The sequence below is a fragment of the Rheinheimera aquimaris genome (assembly GCF_020531985.1).
In the GTDB taxonomy this organism is placed as follows: Bacteria; Pseudomonadota; Gammaproteobacteria; order Enterobacterales; family Alteromonadaceae; genus Alishewanella; species Alishewanella aquimaris.
Map to the genome: position 1 here is coordinate 1 of NZ_JAJAVQ010000007.1, position 24,753 is coordinate 24,753.

The 24,753-nt window shown below is 49.5% G+C and carries 22 protein-coding genes; 4 read left to right on the forward strand and 18 right to left on the reverse strand.

The features are described from left to right. From LHL18_RS18325 to bioH, 7 genes are all read right to left on the reverse strand, one after another. On the reverse strand, nt 1–1,415 hold a 1,415-nt coding region (locus LHL18_RS18325; RefSeq protein WP_226768173.1), incomplete at its 3' end, for a winged helix-turn-helix domain-containing protein. A gap of 201 nt (nt 1,416–1,616) precedes the next feature. Further along, nucleotides 1,617–3,965, reverse strand: a complete 2,349-nt coding sequence (locus tag LHL18_RS18330; RefSeq protein ID WP_226768174.1) for an alpha/beta hydrolase family protein — start codon at nt 3,963–3,965, stop codon at nt 1,617–1,619. A 64-nt stretch (nt 3,966–4,029) separates the two neighbouring features. Continuing rightward, nucleotides 4,030–6,798, reverse strand: a complete 2,769-nt coding sequence (locus LHL18_RS18335; RefSeq protein WP_226768175.1) for a TonB-dependent receptor domain-containing protein — start codon at nt 6,796–6,798, stop codon at nt 4,030–4,032. A 258-nt stretch (nt 6,799–7,056) separates the two neighbouring features. Then, complete coding sequence (locus LHL18_RS18340; RefSeq protein ID WP_166670477.1) at nt 7,057–8,133, reverse strand: metallophosphoesterase; 1,077 nt, start codon at nt 8,131–8,133, stop codon at nt 7,057–7,059. A gap of 304 nt (nt 8,134–8,437) precedes the next feature. Next, nucleotides 8,438–9,355 (reverse strand): putative metalloprotease CJM1_0395 family protein, encoded by a 918-nt coding sequence (locus LHL18_RS18345; RefSeq protein ID WP_226768176.1) that lies wholly within the window; start codon nt 9,353–9,355, stop codon nt 8,438–8,440. A 4-nt stretch (nt 9,356–9,359) separates the two neighbouring features. After that, nucleotides 9,360–9,665: an excinuclease ATPase subunit gene (locus tag LHL18_RS18350; protein ID WP_226768177.1), complete on the reverse strand. Its 306-nt coding sequence runs from the start codon at nt 9,663–9,665 to the stop codon at nt 9,360–9,362. A 93-nt stretch (nt 9,666–9,758) separates the two neighbouring features. Continuing rightward, the gene (bioH, locus tag LHL18_RS18355) at nt 9,759–10,508 is read right to left on the reverse strand and encodes a pimeloyl-ACP methyl ester esterase BioH (RefSeq protein WP_226768178.1); all 750 of its coding nucleotides are present in this window, start codon (nt 10,506–10,508) and stop codon (nt 9,759–9,761) included. 55 nt (nt 10,509–10,563) lie between these two features. Between bioH and LHL18_RS18360 the strand changes: the two genes are divergently transcribed. Next, nucleotides 10,564–11,265 carry a ComF family protein gene (locus LHL18_RS18360; RefSeq protein WP_226768179.1) on the forward strand — a complete coding sequence of 234 codons (702 nt, stop codon included), beginning with the start codon at nt 10,564–10,566 and terminating at the stop codon, nt 11,263–11,265. Here LHL18_RS18360 and LHL18_RS18365 read toward each other — a convergent pair. Beyond that, a complete protein-coding gene (locus LHL18_RS18365; protein ID WP_226768180.1) occupies nt 11,262–13,802 on the reverse strand; it encodes a M14 family zinc carboxypeptidase in 2,541 nt (846 codons plus the stop codon). The genes LHL18_RS18360 and LHL18_RS18365 overlap by 4 nt on opposite strands. A 124-nt stretch (nt 13,803–13,926) precedes the next feature. Between LHL18_RS18365 and nfuA the strand changes: the two genes are divergently transcribed. Beyond that, the gene (gene nfuA / locus LHL18_RS18370; RefSeq protein ID WP_134058658.1) at nt 13,927–14,505 is read left to right on the forward strand and encodes a Fe-S biogenesis protein NfuA; all 579 of its coding nucleotides are present in this window, start codon (nt 13,927–13,929) and stop codon (nt 14,503–14,505) included. Nucleotides 14,506–14,583: 78 nt separating this feature from the next. Next, complete coding sequence (locus LHL18_RS18375; protein WP_226768181.1) at nt 14,584–15,600, forward strand: polysaccharide deacetylase family protein; 1,017 nt, start codon at nt 14,584–14,586, stop codon at nt 15,598–15,600. On the opposite strand, the gene LHL18_RS18380 is transcribed toward LHL18_RS18375, so the two are convergent. From LHL18_RS18380 to LHL18_RS18400, 5 genes are read right to left on the reverse strand one after another with little or no spacing between them, the layout of a single operon-like run. Further along, nucleotides 15,587–16,228, reverse strand: coding sequence for an SCO family protein (locus tag LHL18_RS18380; protein ID WP_226768182.1), 642 nt, complete (start codon nt 16,226–16,228; stop codon nt 15,587–15,589). The two genes, LHL18_RS18375 and LHL18_RS18380, sit on opposite strands and share 14 nt — an antisense overlap. Continuing rightward, nucleotides 16,218–17,129 (reverse strand): heme o synthase, encoded by a 912-nt coding sequence (cyoE, locus tag LHL18_RS18385; RefSeq protein ID WP_226768183.1) that lies wholly within the window; start codon nt 17,127–17,129, stop codon nt 16,218–16,220. Before cyoE ends, LHL18_RS18380 begins: the two co-directional genes overlap by 11 nt. Further along, a complete protein-coding gene (locus LHL18_RS18390) occupies nt 17,126–18,130 on the reverse strand; it encodes a COX15/CtaA family protein (protein ID WP_134058670.1) in 1,005 nt (334 codons plus the stop codon). Before LHL18_RS18390 ends, cyoE begins: the two co-directional genes overlap by 4 nt. Further along, nucleotides 18,127–18,639 (reverse strand): hypothetical protein, encoded by a 513-nt coding sequence (locus tag LHL18_RS18395; protein WP_134058673.1) that lies wholly within the window; start codon nt 18,637–18,639, stop codon nt 18,127–18,129. The genes LHL18_RS18390 and LHL18_RS18395 overlap by 4 nt, the downstream gene beginning before the upstream one ends. Beyond that, entirely contained in the window at nt 18,632–19,366 is a 735-nt protein-coding gene (locus tag LHL18_RS18400; RefSeq protein ID WP_226768184.1) for an SURF1 family protein, read from the reverse strand. The genes LHL18_RS18395 and LHL18_RS18400 overlap by 8 nt, the downstream gene beginning before the upstream one ends. A 23-nt stretch (nt 19,367–19,389) precedes the next feature. Here LHL18_RS18400 and LHL18_RS18405 point away from each other — a divergent pair, with 23 nt between their 5' ends. Next, entirely contained in the window at nt 19,390–19,599 is a 210-nt protein-coding gene (locus LHL18_RS18405; RefSeq protein WP_134058677.1) for a DUF2909 domain-containing protein, read from the forward strand. A 3-nt stretch (nt 19,600–19,602) separates the two neighbouring features. Here LHL18_RS18405 and LHL18_RS18410 read toward each other — a convergent pair whose 3' ends face one another. From LHL18_RS18410 to lexA, 5 genes are all read right to left on the reverse strand, one after another. Further along, nucleotides 19,603–20,481 (reverse strand): cytochrome c oxidase subunit 3, encoded by an 879-nt coding sequence (locus LHL18_RS18410; protein WP_134058680.1) that lies wholly within the window; start codon nt 20,479–20,481, stop codon nt 19,603–19,605. A gap of 1 nt (nt 20,482) precedes the next feature. Beyond that, nucleotides 20,483–21,043 carry a cytochrome c oxidase assembly protein gene (locus LHL18_RS18415; RefSeq protein ID WP_134058683.1) on the reverse strand — a complete coding sequence of 187 codons (561 nt, stop codon included), beginning with the start codon at nt 21,041–21,043 and terminating at the stop codon, nt 20,483–20,485. Nucleotides 21,044–21,052: 9 nt separating this feature from the next. Next, a complete protein-coding gene (gene ctaD / locus LHL18_RS18420; RefSeq protein WP_134058686.1) occupies nt 21,053–22,642 on the reverse strand; it encodes a cytochrome c oxidase subunit I in 1,590 nt (529 codons plus the stop codon). Nucleotides 22,643–22,645: 3 nt separating this feature from the next. After that, nucleotides 22,646–23,788: a cytochrome c oxidase subunit II gene (gene coxB, locus LHL18_RS18425; RefSeq protein ID WP_226768185.1), complete on the reverse strand. Its 1,143-nt coding sequence runs from the start codon at nt 23,786–23,788 to the stop codon at nt 22,646–22,648. 306 nt (nt 23,789–24,094) lie between these two features. Continuing rightward, nucleotides 24,095–24,712, reverse strand: coding sequence for a transcriptional repressor LexA (lexA, locus tag LHL18_RS18430; RefSeq protein ID WP_134058689.1), 618 nt, complete (start codon nt 24,710–24,712; stop codon nt 24,095–24,097). Nucleotides 24,713–24,753: the final 41 nt, after the last annotated feature.

Consider the following 24,753-nt stretch of genomic DNA (forward strand, 5'->3'; position numbering starts at 1 on the left):
GACCATTGAGGATACTTTACCATGCCGTGCAGTTGGGTTAATTGTTGCCTGTTTTCCATATTCAGGTCGGCTTTCCATATTTCCATATAGCCAGACTCATTACTGACATAAGCCAGTGCATGCTGCTTTTTATTGTAGTGCGGCGCTTCATATCGGGCATCCGCAGCCGTCAGCGGAAACACAGCCCCAGTAACACTCTGATTTAATGGCAAATAACCCAACTGAGGCATATTGTTGTTGGAATGATAAAACACATCACCATTAGGCAAGATACGACTTGGCCAGGCAAAATCTTCCAGCTCAAGAGGCTGCAATTGCCGATCAGTCACATTCAACAAATAGCCCTGACGTTTGCCATGCCTGAACGTCGAAAACACTAACCGCTCACTATCCGGGTGCCAGCTTAACCCCAAAATATCCTCTTCACCGCTTGTCAGCTTTTGCTCCTGGCCGGTGGCGAGATCGTGCAAATATATTTCTTCAGACAGACGATGAGCACGGCGGGTCAGAGCCAGATAACGGCCATCAGGCGAAAAGGCCATATCTCTTACCCGGTACTGACAATACTGCAGGCATGGTACAGTCTGAGGTTCAGCTTCCGGATTTTGTAAGTCGAGGCGGTACAAACTGGCGCCATCAGGCTGCAAACGGCCACTGAATGCCAAATATCGGCCGTCAGCTGAGATATCCATATACACAGTACTGTGGCGGTTACAGGCTGCTAACCGCTTGCTGGCCAGCGTTACCGTATCCAGCTGCATAATATAGCACTCACCGTAAACCGCTGTTTTGCTGGAATAATAAATATGCCGGCCATCTTTTGACCACAAAGGCCGGCTTTCATCATCCACACTAAAGGTAAGCTGTCGCGCAGGTGCAGACGTATTCTGCATATCCAGCAAATACAGATTGCTGGCCATTTCGAATTTTCGCCAGCTGAATACCAGATAACGCTCGTCCGGCGACAAGGCCGGGAACATGGCGCGGCCATTACCTTTGGTCAGTGACACTATATGCGCAGCGGTGTCTTTAGCGGTGACTGCCGTATTGTAATAAGCCACGATAGCCAACAGGGTAACCAGTATTACCCCTGCGGCTGACCACAGAACTGTTTTTCGTCGCGCCGTTGCAGCCTTTGTTGCAGGTTCAACCGGAGCAGGTAAAGTTGCATTTTGCTCTGTCAGATACACAGGTGCCACAGCCAGCCGGTAGCCTTTTTTCCGCACTGTGTTGATTAGTTCTGATTCAGCAAGTTGTTGCAGCGAAGCACGCAATTGCCAGATAGCATTGGTCAGGGCTTTTTCACCAACATAACTGTTGCCAGCCCACACGACGTCAATCAATTCCTGCCTGCTTACCAGTGCAGGATGTTGTTGTGCCAGATAAGCCAGCACTTCCATTGGCTTCTGCTGCACTGACGTCCCGGCTCCTGCCGCTGTGCAAAGGCTCAGCTCAGCGGGATTGACTAGAAGTTCTGCCAGATAAAAAGATCGCTGCGTTATCATGCATTACCAATACAGGTGTACCTAAAAGAAGTTTCGCCGGCAAATCTTAACACAACCCGCCGGCAAAAAGCCTTTTTCACTGCCAAACAAGGCCGCCATATCAACCTCTGCTCAGTGTACTGCATGCATAGCGGGTGTCGCTTTAAGGTGGCGGGACAACCATTTTTGCTGCTCCCACAACATATGCAATAACGATTCGCGGCTCTGGTAATGATGTCCTTCAAAAGGCAATAACACTAATCTGCTTTGCTTACCCAAGCCCTGTAGTGCATCAAATAAACGCACAGACTGCAGCGGGAAGGTGCCAGAGTTGGCGTCTGCCTCGCCGTGGATCAGTAACAAAGGGGCGTTGATCTGATCTGCATGCAGAAAAGGGGACATCTTGGTATACAAAGCAGTATTTTGCCACAAACTGCGCTTTTCGGATTGGAAACCGAAAGGCGTCAATGAACGGTTGTAAGCACCACTGCGGGCTATGCCCGCTGCAAAAAGGTCGGTATGCGCCAAAAGGTTAGCAACCATGAAAGCGCCATAAGAATGCCCGGCCACTGCAATGTTGCCACGTTCTGCGACGCCCAGGTTTACCAGTACATCTACTGCCGCTTCTGCGTTAGCAATAAGCTGAGGTAAAAAGTTGTCGTTTGGCAAAGCGCCTTCAGTGCTGATAATGGGCATAGTCACCTGATCAAAAACAGCATAGCCCAACGCAACAAAGGGTTGCGCACTGGTGGGCCTGAAATTGGCAAACCGTTGTTCGGGTACAGTACGCTGCTCTGCCAGAGTTACTGATGTATATTCCCGGGGATAGGCCCACATTAATACCGGCAATGGGCCATCAGCGGGTTTATACCCGCCAGGCAGATACAGCCGCCCACTTAGCTTAACCCCATCTTTACGTTGATATTCAACTAGCTGCTGTTGCACCTGTGCAAGAACCGGCGCCGGATGAGGCCTGGCGGTGAGTTGCTGCACCGCCCCTTGTACAGTTTTTAAATACAACTCTGGCGGCTGAACCGGTGTTTGCCGGGTAAACAGCAATGTTTCGTCAGTCAACAGTGCCAAAGGAGTTTCTTCTGCATCAGCTGCCGATTGCCAAAGTAATGTTTGTTGCTGTGTTGCCGGCATCATTTTTAGCAACCGGGCCTGCAGCGTTGTATTATCCCGGCTTCGTATATAAAGCTCACCGGACTCACTACGTTGCAGTACCTGGCGGAAATAGCGGTTTTTTGCCAGTAAAGGTTCGCCGGGCAACGCATACTGATCTTTTATATGCCGTTGATACCAAAGCTGAGGTGTGTCAGACAGCCCTGCTGCAAACAACCACGCCCTTTCCTGTTCGGTTTCTTCATCTGTCTCATACAAAATGGCAAGTTTGTTGTCTGACCAAAGCAGCCTTTTATAACGCCATGCTGTTGTATACAACAAATGTGGCTTCTCTGAAAAAGGCGCCGACCACTGCCAGATCTCATCGTTACTGGCTTTATCATCACTTTTTGCTATCCAGTACAGAGTAGCTGGTTGATGTGGTTGCCAACTCAGAATACGCGGCCCATTGCGGGTTTTACGGCTCTCATGTAAATCCAGAGAACCCGCATCAAATAGTTTGTGTCCACGCAGGTCGTAGATGGCAGCCTGGCGAGGAAAATGAGTATAACGCACACGGAAAGAATATGGACGGCTAAGCTGCTGTGTCAGGATAAAACGGTTGTCCGGTGACAATGAGAAGGCATACAAAGGCAGCTCAGCAATTGTTTTAATTGCTAGCCGCGTTGACACCCGCACCAGCCGGCTTTGAACTAACTGCTCAAAATAAGCAGCATCGTTATCCGATTGCAGCAAGTGCTGAAAAGTGCGCAATTTCGCAGCTTTACCCGTGCTTTCACGCACTACAGGCTGTATTGATAACGCTTTCTGTAACGGTGTATCTGGCGAAGTAGCAACAGCAGCGACCACTCCTGAGCTGTCGGCCAGCCACTGATACTGAATGCCCAGGACAGCATTTAAACGCTGACGCATGCGTTTACGCTTGCCGGTTTGCAAATTCATCAGTTCAATAAAGAGCCCGTGAGGTTCTGCCACAACAACACTAAGCCACTGTTCATCCGGTGATAAACGCGGGCTAAATAGCGCTTGTCCGGTATTCGCCGACCATTCATACCGGGTTGCCTGCTGCATGCTTTTTATACTAATACGCTGATAGCCGCGACCTAACCCAGCACTTAGCTGGGACAAATTGATCTGCAACCCAGCCAGAGCAGCAGTCTGCTGTGACAACATTTGTAACTCAGGATAAGCAGCGACCTCGGTCTGAAGCAGCCATTTTTCACTGGCCGAAAGCTGCCAGTTGATACTGCTGGCAGCATCAACCAGTTGCGCTAACCGACCATCGGGTTGCTGATAAGTCAGTGCATGCAGTGACGAGATCCAGCAACTGAATAAAAACAATCCAATACGGAGCATGGCGTTTCCTTTGCAATAACAAAAGCCCCGTTATCGGGGCTATATCAACTAAGCTACCGCTTTATCAGAAACGTAACTCGTAACTGGCGTAGAAAGTGCGGCCTAAAATGTTATATCCACTGCTGGTTGGATAGTATGGATGCTCGTTGCGCTCAGGATGGCCTGGCACATAGACAGGAGGTTTCTCATCAGCCAGATTATTAATACCCAGTGTCAGCTTATTGCTGCTGTTAAAGCGGTAACTGGTGTTAAAGTTAATCCGCTTAAACGGCGCCAGCTTACTGTGGACATAGTTTTTATATTCTTCACCATCCGCGTCAATCAGTTGCCACTGATCGCGGCCTTCGCCGGTTCCCAGGTAATACCAGGCCAGGTTCATGCTCAGGTCGCCATAATTCCAGCGTGCAGATAAGTTCCCTTTCCACTTTGGCAGATAATCATCTTTAGTCTCTTCAACTACCTCACCACCAGCAAACGCCTGATATTCTTTTTCCAGCGTATAAGATGCTGCAGCAGTGAATTTCAGACTACCCAGCGTGTCCAGATCCAGGCTGTAGCTTACTTCACCATCAATACCGCGTGACGCTTCATAGGCGCTATTGATAATGCCGCGTCTTACACACAGTAAGTCTTTATACGCCTGCCCTGATGGCTGCTGCATGATATAACCCAGCGTATCCAGTTCATTACAATTTGCGGCAACGCCTGTCATATCGTACGCCGGATTGTCCAGAATACGGTCTACGCTTTCTGTATACACCGCGCCGCGCAGCTCAATGTTCCAAAAATCCAGACTGGCGCTAATGTTATCCGTCAGTTCTGCCACAGCGCCAAGGTTCCAGAACTTGCCTTTCTCCTCTGTCAGGGCAAGGTTACCGGCACTGATAGATTCGTAGCTGTCATCCAAACCAATCGGGTGGTTAATGTCTACACGACGGCTGGTTTCACCAAAAGAACGGCTGACACCGGCATACATGCGGTGTAAATCTGGCGCCCGGAAACTGCGTCCCAGATTGGCACGTAGCAACCAACTCTCGTTAGGTCGGTAAACTAAGCCAGCCTGCGGCGTAAAAGCACCGCCTACGTTAGATTTATCATCATATTTGTCATAGCGCAGTGCAACGCTGGCATCTAACCCACCCCAGTCTGAACCACGGTCAAGCACTGGAATAGCAAGTTCACCCGCTGCGGCATAGCGCTTACGCGAGCCGCGGCCTTGTGTGCCGCCCTGACCAATCAAATTACCACTTAACGTATCGGCATCTTTGATATCTGAATACCAGTCACGCGCCCATTCAGCAGATGCGGCAAACTGCACCGGGCCGGCAGGCAGGTCAATCAGATCACCGGTTAATACGGCTGAAAACTGATTCATGCCTGAATCAGCATCAGTCAGGGTTTCGGCATACAGATACTGCACCTGTTCTGGCGTCATTTTGTCCAGCGGGTACCATTTTTCCGGATTAGCTGAATCGGCAGGATCAAAGCTGATCACATCCAGCAGACGATCGGCACGCATCTGATTGCGGCCGATGCGGTTGAAAGAGCTTTTACCATAAGCCCAGTTCAGTTCCAGCTCGTATTCACCTACGCTACCATTTACACCGATTGAGCCATTGAAGTTTTTCTCTTTACCGGTGTAATCACGAATTTGGCCATAGTCATCTAAGCGCCGGTACACACGGAATTCCCGGCTATTGGCAAATTCTGCGGCATCGTAGCTGTAAGTGCCCGGGTTATCTGCATCCATATAGATATACGGGCTGATACTTTTCTGACCATTGCCCCGCTTGGTTGTTTTATCACTGCCTTGCAGTAATACGCTGTATTGCCAGTTATCAGTCAGGTCACCGTGTTGGCTTAATACCAGGTTAAATTCTTCTTTACCTGTGTGCAGGCCATCGTCCGAGACAGAGTCAAAGCGGCATTTATAACGACTTTCAGCGTCATTCCAGATACCGCGCTCACCAAACAGTTCAGCACATTGCTGTTGGTTGGCCATAATGTAAGATGCAGAAGAGCCCGACACGCCGATATTATGGAATGTCTTATCATAGTCACGCAGATAAGCTGAAGTAGAGCTGTAGGTATCGGTGCCATCAGGCCCACCAACACGTGTCATTTCACGCTGACCTGCCCGTAATATTTCATCGTTTGCATACTCAACCACCAGCACAGTCTGGCCGAGTTTGGTTTCAAAGCCGCCAGTGTATGTAGCCCGCTGCCGGTCTGCACCGCCATGCTGAGGGTTCTCATACCGTACGTCGAGCGAAGACCCGTCATAAGACTTCTTCAGAATAATGTTTACTACACCACCAACCGCGTCCGAACCGTAAATAGCTGAAGCGCCTCCGGTCAGAATTTCTACCCGTTCTACTGCGCTGGTAGGAAAGGTTGAAGTGTTAACAAAGTTCGTGGTGCCACCCGTTGCTGCAGGGTATTGCGGCACCCGCTTACCGTTGACCAGCACCAGAGTGCGGTTTGCGCCCATACCACGTAAGTTGATCGTACTGGCTCCCTGAGTCCAGCTACTTTCATTGCCTTCAACAGTACGTCCGGCATTGGCTACCGACGCCTGCAGTATCTCTTCAACACTGGTAAAGCCGCTTTTTTCAATCTCTTCTGCAGAAATAACAGTAACAGGAGCAACACCCTCCATATCCGTGCGCTTGATGCGGGAACCCGTTACTTCAATACGTTCAACTTTACCGGTTTCGTTTGACTCTGCTGTATTATCCTGCGCGTAACTGGCTCCGGTGAAAACCACACCGCTAAACATGCCTGTCAGCATTACAGTTTTGACGGCCTGCGCCACTGCTGATTTCTTATTCATTTTATTGTTCCCAAGTTTTATCCGTGTTTTTTATTTACTCTGGCGTTTCTGATCTGCAACCAGGCAGCAAAACCGGTATGGGCGGAAATACCTCCGGCTTACTGCTTGCAGGTTTATCGCTGTGTTAGATGTCATTGCAATGGCAGGTAACTCCTTTCTTAACCAGTTCAAACTCTATTTAATATCTATCTTTTATAAATCAATAACATAAAAAACAACCAGCTGAAGACCAGCGCTAAATATGTGGTAACAGAAGGGTTAATTTGCAGGATTTGCAGTATTCGGCAAGGAACGCATGGGTAACTTTTCGCCGCTTATAGTGCCGCGAGTAAGTTTGCCATGTTGCCAAAACATCATCTCGCCAGTTTTACCACGCTTAATATTGCTGTCGATAGAGATGACCCTGCCGGCAAAGTGTGAGTAAACGCCATCCATGGAGGTGTGGCCTACGACAATACGGTTGACATTAAGAGTGGTAAGTAACTGCGACAAAAGAGGTTCTGTAATAGCCTGTTCCGGCCGGAAATAGCCGCGATACCACAACGGCCCTAAAGATCCATACAGAAAATTCAAAACCGGAACTTCCTTTAACTTGTCACGGGGTATGCCCAGCGACAAACGAAACTGTTCATTGACCTCAGCCATAGACATTCCCAGGGCTAGATAATCCGGATGCAATCCTCCATGTACAAACAGCATGTCATTAATCTGCGCCAGTACAGGCTTATTACGTAACCACTGCCCCAGCACTGAGTTCTCGCTGAATAAGCTGCTGTAGCCAACGCCAAATTTCTCTGCGACTAGCTGGTACTTTTTGTTTATGTAGCGCAGGTCATTGTACAGCACCATAGTTTCATGATTACCCAGCAATAAATGCACCTTACCGCCCGCCGCTTCAGCCTGTTGCTCGAGTTGATAAAGCCACCAGAGTATTTCGGTAACTTTATCCCCCCGATCCATGACATCACCAATAACAACCAGGTGCCCCTGCCCAAACGACCAGTTTGCGTCGGCATTTACCACTGCGTGCGCACTCAGGAGTTTTTTCATCAGGTCATACTGACCATGAATATCACTGATCACTGCAACAGTATCAGTCTGGTAGCGTAACAGTGGTTCAAGTGTTTGATTATGATGAAGAGTGATCTCACGTGGATATGCGCAAACCGGCGCAATAGCCTCCGTGATTGGTTGAGTCTTTTCTACCACCCCTGTTTCACATAGCCATTTAATCTGTAGTTGCTGTTCACTATCACTGAAAAAAGCATAAGGACCGTCTTCAACAGACGGTTGAACACCCACAGATGTAACGGTGTTAACAGCAGGATCAGACAAAACAGTTTCAGTTTTTGTGTTTGCTAAACTTTCAGTACCACTAGCCAGTGCTGCAAAAATTAATATCAAGCTCAATAGCCATCGCGCCATAATCTCTTCCTGTATTTATTCAGATAAATCAGTTACTGCATGACTGGTTGCGTCAGACAGTTTGCTGCTCAGCATGAAGTAAGACAGAAAGTGGAACAATCAGACACTGGCGATACCAGCACTATTTGAGGCCGTTTTAGTATCTATTATTAATCTATTTATTATAATTCAGTAGGTTATGGAGAAATGCGTAACATTGAAGCCTGTGGTTCACTCAGGCCTGCTGTAAGTACTGTTTGATATTAGGTTCTGTTGCTTGCTGATAAAACCCGGCTATGACGTTACGACGCAATTGCATCTGGGCAGAGCTGGCCAAAGTGTCGCGCTGTGGATAAACAATAGCAGTACTGCCTTCTGTATCTGACACACTGTAACTAATTTCAGTTTGTGTCACCTGCTCTGCAAAACTACCGCCTTGCTCTGCCCGCTCAGGATTTTTGCTTTGCGTAACAGCAGAGTTTTGCTCAACCAGCTCGGCTTGCGCCTGTATTTGTGTCTGGGCGGCTTCGGCAGCTATACGGCGGTCAGCAGCAGAGGGTTCCGCCGGCGCCAGCGCAGCAGAGCGAACCTGCTGCATCTTTTGCACTGTTGCCTGAGGATCACCCGCCACCGGCGAAACATCTATTGGCACTTCACCGCCAACAGCATATTGCTTGCCATCCGGGCCCTGCTCATAAGAGTAACTTGGCGAACCGGCATACCTGCCACCTGCTGCTGCATGCGCCTGCTCGTGTTGTCTTACTTCCTGATCCCGGCTTTTCAATTCCTGGATCTGCTTTTGTTCCTGCTGCTCTGCCTGTTTTTGCTGCGCCGAAGTCTGCTGTTCGGCATTCTGCTGCGAGGGTTGCTCACCACTGCCAGCTTCGCTTTCCTGCCCCGGCTCGCGCTCACTCTGCCCTTCAATCGCTTGCTGGGTTTCAGTTTCCTTGCCCCGCGCATCATACAGGTTTACTGTCGATGAGCTGCCAGCTGCACGTGCTTTTTCGTCAGAAACCAGTGGCTTTTCAGCGCCTGATTTTTCCGCTTCTTTGACCGGTTCAAATAAATCCCGACGCACAGCATCACGCCGCGCCATTTCCGTTGGTGGATTGGCGGTGTTAATACTGACATTAGGATAATTTGAAACCAACATGATTTCAGACTCTGATATCGATCACAGTGCCCAGTACTTCATCGGCAGTTTGAATACTTTTTACATTTGCCTGAGCCAACCGCTCTTCCTGGCCAAGTTGCACCAGGCTGTCTGTCAGCGATACCGGTTTTTCCGCCGTCTGCTGGCGCTGAGCGGGCTCAGCAGCTTCAGTCTGGGCCACCGCCAGCTCTGTCTCATTCTGTCGGTTAACTTGGGTTTGCCGGTTAATATTCACCGTCGCGTCTGTAACGCCAGCACTGGCACGCGAGTACCCCTGTAACCCAGAATAAAATGCAGATTGAATGTCCATGATACAACTCCGGTGACATTAGCAAATACTGGCTAATTATTAACCAAAATGCCCCAAAAGGAAAGCTGTGCTAAGCGAGGTCTGCTGTGCTGGTTACAATTTGACGCCTACCCAATCACTTAGCCAATGATTAAACGCTTCTGGGTGGGAGATAAAAGGGGCGTGAGAGGCATGTTCAATCACTGAAAGCTGCGCATTGCGGTTAAGTAGCTGCAACGCGTCAACCACATCAGCCGGCACCAACGCATCCAGCCGACCGAATATACCAGATATCGGTTGTGTCAACGCAGCGAACTCGGCCCGCAAATCCAGCTTCAATAACTGTAAGGCTCCGACGACTGCTTCAGGCTGCGCAGCGGGATAAGCCATTATTGCCTGCCGCAGCGCTTTGATGTCCTCGCGGGCGTTACTACTACCCATAGCCTGAATCGCCAAAAAGCGCTCTATCGTTTGCGTTAGATTATTGCTCAGTGCCTGTGCAAACTGCTGCAGTACATGCTCTGCCATACCCGGCCAGTGTGCGTCAGCAACAAAACACGGCGAAGCAGCCACCAACCCCAACTGCTTCACTTTGTGTGGGAAACGCTTCGCCAGACTTATTGCCAGCAAGCCGCCAAGTGACCAGCCACACAAATAGCTGTCATCAGGGAGCTGCTCAGCCAATAGCTCAATCACGGCATCCAGCTGATAAGGTATAGGGTACTGCTGACTTAAACCAAAACCCGGTAAGTCAGGAGTCAGCAGCGAAACGTTATGTTCAAACTGGCTGGTAACAGAGCGCCAAACGCCCTGGTTCATGCCCCAGCCATGCAATAAAACCAGTGTCGGTTTGTCAGACATCATATCAGCTGCCATAGTTACAAAATTGTAAAATTAGAAAACGGATGTGCAGCAGCATATGCTAAGGTTATTAGCCAAACTCTGGCATTCAGTGTTGCCTACGCCCTGCCTGTGGTGCAGTTTACCGGTGCAGCATTTTCAGCGCCAGCTTTGCCACTCCTGCCAGCACGCGTTACCGTCTTTGCCCTATCAATTATGCCATTACAATTTATTATGGCTGCCGCAGGTTGCGCGGGGTTTACCCGGCACCAGGCTTGATAGCTTACTTAGCATCAGTTACTACCAGCAGCCTTACCGTCATTGGCTACAACGATGGAAATTTGCCCAGGATTACGCCGCAGGCGATCTGCTGCTACAGCAGTTCTCGGCGCTGCTGCGGCAGTATCAGTCGCAACAAACCAACCTGCCAGACGCGATAACCTATGTACCAATGCACCCTACAAAACAACGTAAGCGAGGGTTTAATCCGGCACATTTGCTTGCTAAGCGGGCCTCGCAGCTACTGAAAATACCGCTGCTACCCTTGCTGGTACGGCCACAGGTTAACACAGCTCAGGTTGGACTGAACCGCAGGCAGCGGCTTAACAATCTTCGCTCAGCATTCAAGCTGGCTGAAAATGCTTCCATACCCGCCCGCATTGCGCTGGTAGACGATGTCATCACCACAGGCGCCACGGCAGATGCCTTGTGCCGATTGCTGCGTCGCGCCGGAGCAACACACATCAGCCTGTGGACAGTAGCCGTCACCTTGGCAGATTAATCTGCCGCCGTGCTAAATGCCGTGCCCAGATACAGAGCATTTATCAGCAAACGGCTGGAGCCGTAGAAATATCCCCTAAATACCGGGTTATCCGACATCGCTATTACCCTGCCTTTACCAATATTATGCGCCAGCATCACCGCACTCTGGCTGATGCGCGGTATATACTCAGGTGCAGTATAACCGGCCAGTTGTGGTGAGCTGCTGTAAAGTGCCACATTAACAAATGGCATTGGGCTGGGTTGCAATAGCAAGGTACTGTTTTTAAATACCGGTAACGTTGTCCGTGTAAGGCCGAATGTCAGCGGATGGCTAAGGTCAAGTTCGGCCTGATAAATAGCACCGGCAATGCGTTGCTTGCCTGCCAGCATTTCCTTGTCCTGATAGCTCAGGTCATGACTCGGGATCAGGCTACTCATCTCTTCACCTTGCCAAATGCCGGCTTTTAGTAAGCCCACTTTAGCCAGCCAGGCAGCGCCACGCTTATGCCCCCATAGTACGCCACCGCGCTGCGCCCACTCTTTGAGCTGGTTAATCTCTTTCTCTTGCCACTGGTTATAATTGCCATCTGGCAAAATAATATGACTGTACTGGCTCAAATCAAGCTGACGCAAACGTTGTGGTTCGGCAAGCGTCGGAGATACACCAGCCAGGCGCTCCAGGTTATACCAGGCTTCGCCGGCTTCAGTAGAATTAATATCAGGCCCGGCCAATACCAATACCGTTGGCTGTAAAACCGCAGCAAACCGGCGACTGCCCAAATCACTGCCCTGCGCAGTTAAGCCCGAACTAATAGGATATACCGGTACGGAAAACTGCTGCTGTACACGCTGCAGGCGGTTAAACCAGTCTGCTTCTGATTGTAAACCAGCGGCGACGACCATAGCCCCGGCACTAAAGCTGATATCGCTATCAATACTGCGGGCAGTGAAAGCCGCCATTGCTGCGCGAACCACCAACTTTTCCCGTAATAAAGCCTGCAGTAACAACGGTGCTTGCTGATCTTGCCAGTTAAACGCATAAGCATATTGATTTACCGGCAACGCCTTGTTTTTCGCTGCACTGCTTTGCCAGGACGTGGTCAGCTGGGATTTCGCCGGCTCACGACTGATAGCGGAAAAGGCAATGTTGTAAGCATAAGGCAGTGTCCAGGCCGATACGTCATAAAAGGTGTTGTCGGCAAAATTCTTCTCAGTACTGAACATCGCTTTAACCAGGCGGAATTGCGGTTGCTGCAACGGCACATAATAGCTGTCACCGGCCGCATAACTGGTGTCGCCATCCTGCCAGTCACGGTTAAGCTGATACACTTCGACATGATGACGTTGCAATACATCCAGCAAGGCTGCAAAACGCGTTTTGTCTGCAGATTCAGTCAGCATATAGCCTTTGGTTTTGCTATTTCTGGCTTGTTGCTGCGCAGACTTATAGAAATCCTGCTGATAAGACAGTAGCTCTGTGCGTTTGCTAACAGCACCTTTGATCGTCGACAGCGATGCTGTCAGCTGGTTTTGAATAGTATCGCTAAACAGTAGCAAGCCATTGTCGGTGTCCTGGGCGTGCCCCCGACTGCTGGCCTGCTCAAATAAAATGCCAACACTGCCCTGAATATCAGGATAGGTTGAGCCTTTACCGACGTAAAAATCATCAAAACTCTCTTCGGTGAAATACAGCTGTTTCGCCTGATCGAATGCAGCAGCATGAAAGTTGGCTAACTCTTGTGTCAGAACAAAATTCCGCTTCGGAGTCAGCGGATAGTTGCGGCTTGGAATACCCGGTTGAAAAAAGAAAGTGCTGTCTTTACCCATTTCATGGTAATCAGCAACAATATTGGGCAACCATTGCTGATACTGGGCGATACGGGCCCGGCTTTCAGGGTGTTGCAATAACAACCAGTCACGGTTTAAATCAAACCAGTAATGGTTGGGACGGCCATTCGGCCATGGCTCATTGTGCTCGCGATGTTGTGGGTCTGAAACAGCCATCATACCTTTATGGCTGTTAGCCCACTGCGCAAAACGATCATGACCATCCGGATTCAGGCTGGGCTGCAGCAGGATCACCGCCTTATCCAGCCAGCTGCGAACCTCTTCCGTTTCTGCCGCTGCCAGATACTGAGCTACCAGCAAAGCCGCATTGGCGCCGCTGGGTTCATTACCATGTATGCTATAACCCAACCAGATAATGACCGGTGCATCGTCCGCTATACCTTCGCCATCGCGCACTGCATTAACGTGCTGCTGGCGTATTTGTTCCAGACGCTGCAAATTCTGCTCAGAAGAAATAACCAGCTGCAATAGCGGCCGCTGTTCATGGCTATAACCAATAGTGTCCAGCTGCGCCCGTGGTGATGCAGCAGCAAGCTGCTCCATATAGCGCTGGATCTGGTCGTGCCGGGCATGCCAGTCTCCCACCTGAAACCCCAATACCTGCTCTGGTGCAGGCAGGGTTGAATTTTGTACTGTCGGCACATATTTAGTTTGAGCAAAGCTGTAACCACTAAGCGCAAGCAGCGCCAGTAAAGTGTAATATTTCATTATTGATTTCCTCTGTGCTGCGGCTAAGTTAGCCAGAACAGATGCAAAACTCAAGCGGGGCTGGCATCACAGAAACAGGAGGAGTATCATAACCATTAACCTAGTAATTTAGTCAGGTACTCTTATGATTACGATTTCTGAACAGGCACAACAGCATTTTGCCAAGCTGTTATCGAAACAGCCTGCAGGCACAAATATTCGGGTGTTTGTGGTTAACCCGGGCACTGCTCAAGCGGAATGTGGCGTATCTTACTGTCCGCCTGATGCAGTAGAAGACACAGATTTGACACTGAACTTTAACGGTTTTGATGCCGTTGTTGATAACGAAAGCAAACCCTTTTTGGTTGATGCTGAAATTGATTTTGTCACCGATCAGATGGGATCGCAGCTTACATTAAAAGCGCCGAACGCCAAAGTACGTAAGGTGAGTGACGATGCTTCCCTGGTGGAGCGGGTGCAGTATGTCATCGACAGCGAAATTAATCCTCAGTTGGCCAATCACGGTGGCCGTGTATCAGTAATCGAGCTAACCAGCGATGGTGTTGCAGTGTTGCAGTTCGGCGGTGGTTGTAATGGCTGCTCGCAAGTCGACTTAACGCTGAAAGAAGGGATTGAAAAAGAGCTGCTGAACCGTTTTAGCGGTGAGTTAAGCGGTGTACGTGATATCACCGAACATCAGCGTGGCGAGCACTCTTACTACTGATTTAACGTAAGTGATACTTACTCGTGTCCGCAACGCTATTGGGGCGCGAGTAAGTACAGCTAATACCCGGACTCTGCAATGTTGATACGTGTTTTTGTTTTGCTGTTGTTAACGGTCATCCAACCTGCTCAGGCAGCCGTCATGCTGATTTATCATCACGTTGCTACCGATACGCCCAGAGTTACCAGTGTCACGCCAGATGAATTGCGTCAGCACCTGCAGTACTTAAGAGATAACAGCTTTCAGGTAATCGGCCTTGATAAGCTGATTCATCAAATTAAAAACGGCGAACCGGTTGCTGATAACGCGGTAGTGATTACGTTCGATGACAGTTACGAAAATAACTTCAGTACTGCCCATCCGATTTTGCAGGAGTTTGGTTTTCCCTACACTATCTTTATCAGCCCAGGTAGCATCGACAAAGGTGATGGCCCTTTGTTGAGCTGGAAGCAAGTAAAACAGATGTCTGATGATGGTGTGTTCGTTGCAAACCACGCTATGTGGCATGAGCATATGGCACAACCAGAGCCGGGTGAAAGCCGGTCAGCCTGGCGTGAACGCATGAAACAGAGCATTCTGGCCGCCGAGGACAAAATTGAACAGGTTACCGGGCAGCGCCATAAGTGGTTGGCTTATCCCTACGGCGAGTACAGTGTGGAGTTGGAGCAACTGGTCACAGAGCTTGGTTTCATTGGTATCGGCCAGCAATCAGGGGCTATCGGTAGCAACACAGTACTTAGCCGCATTCCGCGTTATCCGGCCGCTGGTCGTTATGCCCAGATGGATGACTTAAGCCAGAAGCTGCGTACGCTGTCATTTAATATCACTGACTATCATGGCGTTAATCCGGTATCGCCAGCCAACCCGCCAACACTGAAATTGACGCTTAAGATTGATGATTTTCGCCCGGCGCAGTTACAATGCTTTGCCGGCAGCGAGGTTATCAAACCACAGTGGCATAACGATAATACCTTCAGTGTTACCGCAAGCTCGGTACTGAAAGGCAGCCGGTCTCGATATAACTGCACCGCGCCTTCACTGAGTAAAAAAGGCTACTTCTACTGGTATTCACAGCCCTGGATTAACCAGCCTTAAGCTTGTTCAGTACCAACGGGAAATCTGCCAGTAATTGCTGGGCGTCGATAACGGGCAGCTCGCCCTGTTGCATCGGCGGCTTGAACATTGCCACCAGTTGGCCTTGCGGGTTAATCAATGCAACTGATGCACTGTGGTCGACCAGATAGTCCTCTGCAGTAGTGCTGCTAAGAGAATACATCAGCCCCAATTGGCGTACGAATGGAAATAGCTGATCATGCCCTGCTGTCATACCAAGCACATTAGCCTGCTCAAAGTAGCTGACATAGTTATTTAACTGTTCAATACTGTCGCGCTTGGGATCCACCGAAATAAACCAGATCTTAAGCGGTTGTTCCGTTAGCGCCGCCAGGTCCGGCTGCACTCCGGCCAGCTTTGCCAGCGTCAACGGGCATATATCCGGACAAGACGTATAACCAACAAAAGCCAGTGTCCAGTTACCATATAGACGCTCGCGATTGACAGCCTGGCCATGCTGATCTGTCAGCGCGAAGTCTGCCAGCGCTCTGGGCTGAGGATACACCAGTGCCAGTTTAGGCTCTGCATTTAGCTGTGACACCTGATAAAACACCAGCCCAGCAGCCAATGCCGTAATTGCCAACAACAGATAACCAAGATTACGAAACATAAATAGGCGATACCTTAAAGTAATGGTCGACCAGTAACAGCAGGAATAATACCATCAGATGCACAATTGAAAACTTAAAGGTCGCCATCGCCGTACCGGCATCCGGATTAAACTTCAACTTCCAGGCGTACTGCATAAACCTCAGGTTAAGCAAGGCACTGCCCAACAAGTAAATTGCACCACTCATACCAACTAAATACGGCATCAGACACACCAGAAAAAGTAATACTGTATAAAGACAGATCACGCTCTTCGTGAACTCAATACCGTGGGTAACCGGCAGCATTGGCATATTCACCTTGGCGTAGTCATCCCGCCGGTGGATTGCCAGCGCCCAGAAATGCGGTGGAGTCCAGGCAAAAATAATCATGACCAGTAGCAAAGCATGGCCATGTAGCTCACCGGTCACAGCAGTCCACCCCAGCAGCGGAGGCATGGCACCAGCTAAACCGCCAATGACAATATTCTGCGGTGTAGCACGTTTTAAAAACATAGTGTACACCACCGCATAACCGAACAGGCTGGCCAGCGTTAACCAGGCCGTCAGGGCATTGACGGCAAAATAAAGTAAAATAAAGCCGCTCAGCGCCAGCGTAAAGGCAAAACTGGCAGCCTGTACTGTACTGATACGGCCTTTTGCCACAGGCCGGCTGTAAGTACGGGCCATTTGTGCATCAATGCGTTTATCAACAACATGATTCATCGCTGCAGCAGCTGCAGACAGCAGGCCTATGCCCAGTGTCGCCATGACTAGCGTCGTCAGTTCAGGTATGCCAGGCACCGCCAGCATCATGCCGACCCAGGCAGTCAGAACCAGCAAAGCCACAACTTTAGGCTTGGTCAGTTCCAGATAATCACGAACCCGGTTTATTCCCGGCCTTGCTTTCACAATGGCAGTCATAGTGTCTCCTCCGCTGAAAAGCGACTGCTGTGCCGCAGTTGCATATAGATAACCACCATCAGCATAAGCAAATTAGCAGCAACAAAGTTATGCGCCACGGCATTTAGCAGCGGCAAGTGCAAAGCAACATTCATTACTCCCAGGCTAAACTGCACGAACAGCAGTGTCACAGCTGCCAGTGTTAATTTTCGCATCAGCGGTGCCTTTGCCCGACGCCATAGCTGCAGCAGAAAGGACGCCAGAATAACCAGGGTCACCAAAGCACCAAAGCGGTGAAGCACATGCACCGTCTGCCGGGCTTCAGCAGACATCACCCCGTATTCATAATCGTCATGCCCAAGGTGTAAATCAAATGCGTCGCTAAAATTCAGCCGCTCCAGCCATCCTTGTTCACAGACCGGTAACTCGATGCACGCCAGTGCTGCATAGTTAGCCGCTGTCCAGCCGCCAAGTGCAATTTGGCTAACCAGAACAATGAGCGCCAGCACAGCAAAAGGTTTTAATGAAACCAGCTGCGGCTCCTGCACCTTGTAATCAGGGTGCAGTTTTAACCAGTACACTGCCAGCAAGCTAAGCAGAGTAAAACCGCCAAGCAGATGCCCCATGACCACCAAAGGCAGCAGGTTCAATGTTACTGTCCACATACCCAGTGCCGCCTGAAATACTACCAGCAACAACAGCACCGTCGGCACCGCCTTGGGGCTTTGCCTGCTGAACATGCTACTGAAGAAAATGGCTGCAATCAGCAGTCCCAGGCTACCGGCAAAATAGCGGTGCACCATTTCGTTCCAGGCTTTATGATGCACCAGCGGCCTGTCAGGAAAGGCCTGCTGTGCGGCGGCGATATGATGTTCCTGATGTGGCACTTTTAAAAATCCGTAACAACCCGGCCAATCGGGGCAACCCAAACCGGCATCAGTCAGGCGTGTATAGGCACCCAACAGTATTACACCCATGGTAAGAAAAATGGCGATGGTCGCCAGCCATTGTTGTTTTTTCATGCGCTGGTCCGGTCGTAATTAAACAATTTAAGTAAATCCTGGCGGATAGCTTTGGCAACACCAGCCATATCTGCATCTGTGGCCGGGGCAGGATAACTGAGTAAAACCAACCCTTGCTGATCGATTAAAAGAATATGCTTATTAAGCGTCTCTGGTATTGACCTTTCAGGCTGTAAGCTGCTGAAGACATTAAACTGTTCAGGGGGCTTGGTACCGCCAAGCAACACCGGCTGCAGCTGCTGTTGCTTGCGCCCCAGCCCAACATACAATTGCTGCACTGTGAATAATGCCCGCTGACACTGACTGTCACATCCCTCAGCCGCCGGAACAGCCAAACGCCAATGCGCTTTTTCCGTTGTTGCAGGTAACAGAAACACCTCAGTCTGCTGCCACTGGCCGTGGCTTGAAGCTCCGCGGCTAAACCAGCCCATTTCTAATACCAGCTTGGCGGCCGCCAGTGGTAAAGCGCAACACAGGATAAACAACAGCAGAAACTTCTTTTTATTCATAGTTTGCCTTCCCCCGATGACTGGCCGCCAGTGCCACCCCAACGACGGCGACAGCCAATAAGAACCACTGCAATGCATAACCCCGGTGTTTCTTTGGCGGTAAAACAACTGCTTTATAGTGTGGTGTATAGTTGCTTGCGCGAAGCTGATACAGCAAGGCTGGGTACAACTTCAGGTTGCTGAGCGCTGACAATTCGGCATAGTCCACCTGCTGAATTCGCATCGGCCACTTGCCTGTATCTTCTGCATTCTGCCCCAACAACATCAGGCCGCTAACGTCTGCCCGAATCAGACCGTCTAGCTTAAACGTTGCCGGGATGTCAGGCACTGGCAATATATCCCGGCTTGGTGTTCCACTTAACCAGCCAAGATTTACCAGCATTGGCTGAGCCAACCCTGAAGCCTGAACTGGCACAATCACATCATAGCCCGCTACACCATTAACTATCTGATTGTCCAGCAACCAGATATAAGGTGCTACCCATCTTGCTTCCCCCGCCAATGGGGCACCATCAAAACTGGCTGCGTCCATTGTTTGCAACTGGGCGGGAGTAAGTGCGCCATCTTCCGCTAACTGCTGCAAACGCTGCAGATATTCTGTTTTCTCTGCAGCCCTGCTCAGTTGCCACCATGACAAGTTGATTAAAATAGTAAAAGCGGTCAAAGTGAGGACAAGCCACAGCGGAGTAAATACAAAAATCTGCTTCGCCAGCTTAACGCGCATCATTCTGGACCCGGAGCCTGTTACCGATGTTGATTAAACTTATTGTCATAGCGCTACTGCTTTTTATTATTGTAAATCTGGTTAGAGCCGGTCTGGTTATGCTTAACCCTGATAAACCAGAGGTAAAGATGTCTCGTTACCTAGGCCGTCGTGTCATGTTTTCTGCCGTTGTACTGCTGTTGATCTTTTTAGCGCAGGCGCTGGGGTGGATCGAACCCAACCCCAGGCCTTACTAATAATCACAGTACATATACAAACACATACAGACATAACCAGACAACATCAACGAAGTGCCAGTACCAGGCGCCCGCCTGAAAGGCAAAGTGGTTGTCCGGCGTAAAATGCCCCTTCAATACGCGGAAAAACACAAACAACAATATGATTGCGCCTAAAGTAACGTGCATACCGTGAAAGCCGGTCAACAGAAAAAATGTATTACCGTAGAAGCCAGACGCCAGTGTCAAACCCAGGTCATGGTAAGCATGCATATACTCATACACCTGCAAGCTCAGGAAGGTTAAACCCAGCAATATGGTTACCAGTAACATCAGCTTTAACTGACCGCGTTTACTCTGCTCAAGACCGACATGAGCAAAATGTAACGTTATAGACGATGTCACCAATATAGCGGTATTGATTAGCGGTAAGCCGGAAGCTGGCATTGCTTGTGTTTCTATACCACCCGGCGTTTTTAGTAGCGGCCACATCGCTTCAAATTCTGGCCATAGTAACTCGAACGTCATGGCATTGTTGCTGCCACCACTCAGCCAATCCAGCGCAATAACCCGGCCATAAAATAAGGCGCCAAAGAACGCCATAAAAAACATCACTTCCGACAAAATAAACCAGCTCATCCCCTGACGGAAAGAGCGGTCCATCTGCGCACTGTACAAGCCGCTCATCGACTCATCGATCACGTTCTTGAACCAGCCAAACAGCATAAAGATTAATACCGCAAAGCCAGCTGCCAAAACATAGCCGCCAAACCCAGGCTGCTGTTTTGTAACTTCGTTGACAAAGTTCCCGGCACCAAACGCAATCAAAAACAACGCCACGGCCCCGACTATTGGCCACGGGCTTTGAGCGGGAACATAGTATTTTTCATAAGTCTTATTCATGTTATTCCCCAAGTTGGGATGACGTTGCCGTCAGGTCGGTACTGGCACTGGTGACATCGTACAAAGTGTACGACAGCGTGATGGTACTGAACTGACGCGGTAACGCCGGATCCACATAAAACTGTAATGGCATCAGCATGTCTTTGCCTCCCGCTAACCGTTGCTGGGTAAAGCAGAAACACTCTATTTTGTGGAAGTATAATGCTGCCTGCCCCGGCGACACTGAAGGTACAGCCTGACCAACAATTAACCTGCTGGTCGGGTTTTGCGCCAGGTAATTCGTAATATGAATTTCTCCCGGATGCACCGTCATGCGGGTCACTTCGGGTTCAAATACCCAAGGCATCTGTTTATTTGGCCGGGCGATAAATTCAATAACAACTTCGCGGCTGGTATCGACTATCGCAGCGTCGGCGCTGGCAGCAGTTGACGCCGTTTTGCCGTTAAGGCCCGTCAAATCGCAAAATACGTCGTACAGTGGCACTAAGGCAAAGCCAAATCCAAACATCGCCAACGCAATAAACACCAGCTTGGTTGTCAAAGGTTTATGCTTAAATGCCATGTCTGCCTCCTACTTAATCACCGGCGGTGTTTCGAAGGTATGATAAGGCGCTGGTGATGGCACTTCCCATTCCAAGCCTTCCGCACCTTCCCAAACCTGCGCCGTCGCCTTTTCGCCGCCGCGGGCACATTTCACTAACACCCAGACAAAAATAAGCTGTGACGCACCGAACAGGAAACCGCCAATACTGATAAAAGCATTAAAATCAGCAAACTGCAGGGCGTAGTCCGGTATCCGTCTTGGCATACCAGCCAAGCCGACAAAATGCATGGGGAAGAACAGCAGGTTGACAGAAATTAACGAACACCAGAAATGCCACTGGCCAAGTTTTTCGTCATACATATGACCAGTCCACTTGGGCAACCAGTAATATGCTGCAGCAATGATGGAGAACACTGCGCCGGTAACCAGTACATAATGGAAATGAGCCACCACAAAGTACGTATCATGGTACTGGAAATCAGCGGGCGTAATCGCCAGCATCAGGCCCGAAAACCCGCCTATGGTAAACAACACTATGAATGCCAGTGCAAACATCATAGGCACTTCAAAGGTCATTGCACCACGCCACATCGTTGCTACCCAGTTGAACACTTTTACCCCGGTCGGCACGGCAATCAGCATCGTACAGTACATAAAGAACAGCTCAGCAAATACCGGCATACCTGTGGTAAACATATGGTGAGCCCACACCAGGAAAGATAACAGCGCTATGCTGGAGGTGGCATATACCATAGACGCGTAACCGAACAGTGGCTTACGGGCAAAAGTCGGTACTATGCTGGATACAATGCCGAATGCCGGCAGTATCATGATGTATACCTCCGGGTGACCGAAGAACCAGAAGATATGCTGGAACAACACTGGATCACCGCCACCTGCAGCATCAAAAAAGCTGGTACCAAAATATTTGTCGGTTAGCACCATGGTGACGGCGCCAGCCAATACCGGCATCACCATAATCAGCAAGAACGCAGTGATTAGCCAGGTCCAGACAAACAGCGGCATTTTCATCCAGGTCATACCGGGCGCCCGCAGGTTGAAAATGGTCACAATCACGTTAATTGCCCCCATGATGGAAGATATACCCATGATATGAACAGAAAACACAAACAGCGCCGTGCTGTCACCACTGTATTTGGTCGATAATGGTGCGTAAAAGGTCCAGCCAAAATTAGGCCCACCACCAGGTAAAAACAGTGAGATCAATAAAATCAGAAACGCGAACGGCAGGATCCAAAAGCTCCAGTTGTTCATGCGCGGCAGCGCCATATCTGGCGCACCTATCATCATCGGGATCATCCAGTTAGCCAGGCCGGTGAAGGCTGGCATTACCGCACCAAACACCATGATAAGGCCATGTACTGTTGTCATCTGATTAAAAAAGTTAGGCTCTACAAACTGCATGCCCGGCTGGAATAATTCAGCGCGAATCACCATTGCCATGGTGCCGCCGATAAAAAACATTATCAGCGCAAACACCAGGTACATGGTGCCGATATCTTTATGATTTGTGGTATAGAACCAGCGTTTTATGCCGCTGGGTTTATGGTCATGATGCTCGTGATCATGCTCATGATCTGTCACTACTGCACTCATCCGTTATTCCCCTTTACCTTGCATGACAGCATGCACATCAGCAGCCTGTACCAACTCACCGGTACTGTTACCCCAGGCGTTACGCTCATAGGTAATAACCGCAGCAATTTCTTTTAAGCTAAGTTGCTTGGCGTAAGCCTGCATGGCAGTGCCCGCTCTGCCGTGCAACACAATGTCAATGTGCGCTGGTTTATCGTTCAGAGCAATGCTACTGCCTTTGAGCGCTGGGAAAATACCCGGCAACCCCTCGCCGCTAGGCTGATGGCAAGCAGCGCAGTAAGCCGTATATGTGCGTTCACCGACACTCATAAGCTCTTCCAAGCTCATATTCATCGCCAGTAGTTCCTGCTCTTCGGCTTTGGCTTTGGCAATCCGCTCAGCTTCGCCGGCTAACCATTTATCAAATTCAGCCGGTTCTTTAGCGATAACGACAATAGGCATATAACCATGATCTTTGCCGCACAGCTCAGCACACTGACCCCGGTATATGCCAGGCTCGTCGATACGGGTCCAGGCCTCATTAATAAAGCCGGGGTTAGCATCTTTCTTAACAGCAAACGCCGGCACCCACCATGAGTGAATCACGTCATCTGACGTCATTAGAAAACGTACTTTTTTGCCAGTCGGCAGAACCAGTGGCCGGTCAACCTCCAGCAAGTAGTTTTCACCCTTGGCAAATCTATTGGCTATTTGCTCTTTCTGCGTAGCCAGTAAAGAGTAAAACTCAACGTCATGCTCCAGATACTTGTAGTGCCATTTCCACTGGGAACCAGTGACGACTACTGTGACATCAGCCTCAGTAGTATCTTCCATTGCGATCAGGGTTTTGGTGGCCGGAATGGCCATAAGAATCAGAATAAGTACCGGTATGGCTGTCCAGAGTATTTCTACTTTGGTGCTTTCATGGAATTGGGCTGGTTGCACACCCCGTGCTTTTCGATGGCGAACAATGGACCAGAACATGATCCCGAACACCACTGCACCAATAACGCAGCAGATCCAGAAAATTGTCATGTGCAGGTGATATACCCGCTGACTGATTTCTGTTACCCCTTTGGTCATATTCAGGGGCATATCTGCTGCATTAGCCGATGCAGCTAAAAGCAGGGTTGGCAGCGACCAACGAAGACTACGCGTTTTCGTCACTGGACTTCTCCTCTGTCATTTTGCAAAGCAAACTGCAGAAACTAAGTACACAGTACTACACGGTCCTTACACACCCATCCCGAACCTATGTATGAAGTTTCATCAGTTTATTATTTTTATTGTTAGCGTCGGCTTCGGGGCTAGCGCTGAAGCCGGAACTGACCCTGTTGTTATTTTTTAATCAGTTTCAGGTTAAGAATTATCCAAATTACACTCAGTGTAAACCCCTAAATAACAAAAGCGCTGGCAAACCTAGGTGGTCATACCAGCGCTTTTGTAAAAATAACTTATTGAGGTTAGTACAAATTATAACCAATTTCCGTTACGGATAACGCCTACAGCCAAGCCTTCAACGGCAAAGTGCTGGACGCGTAAGTCCACTTTAATTACATCAAAATCTCTATTTTCCGGATGTAAAAAAACAGTGCTGCCATCACGCTGGAATCGTTTTACGGTAACATCTTCATCAACCCTGGCAACAATAACCTGGCCAGGTTGCACCTGACTGGTTTTATGCACCGCCAACAGATCCCCATCGAGAATGCCGATGTCCTGCATACTCATACCTTGCACCCTGAGCAAAAAATCAGCATGGGGTTTAAACAAGTTTGCGTCTACCTGATAATGCTCCTGCACATGTTCTGCTGCGAGTATCGGTTGGCCAGCGGCAACTTTACCAATCAAAGGCAACCCCAATTGCTCAGGTTCATCTGCATCAACCAATCTGATACCGCGCGAAGTACCGGGCATCATTTCAATAACGCCTTTTTTAGCAAGAGCTTTTAAATGTTCTTCTGCAGCATTTGCCGACTTAAAGCCTAATTGTTGTGCAATTTCAGCCCGGGTTGGTGGCATGCCGCTATCTTGCTGATAATCTTTTATCAGCTGCAAAATTTCTGCCTGGCGTGGCGTCAGTGGTCTCATAGTGCTGGTTACCTGTACAGTTAATACTGTGAGTATATACA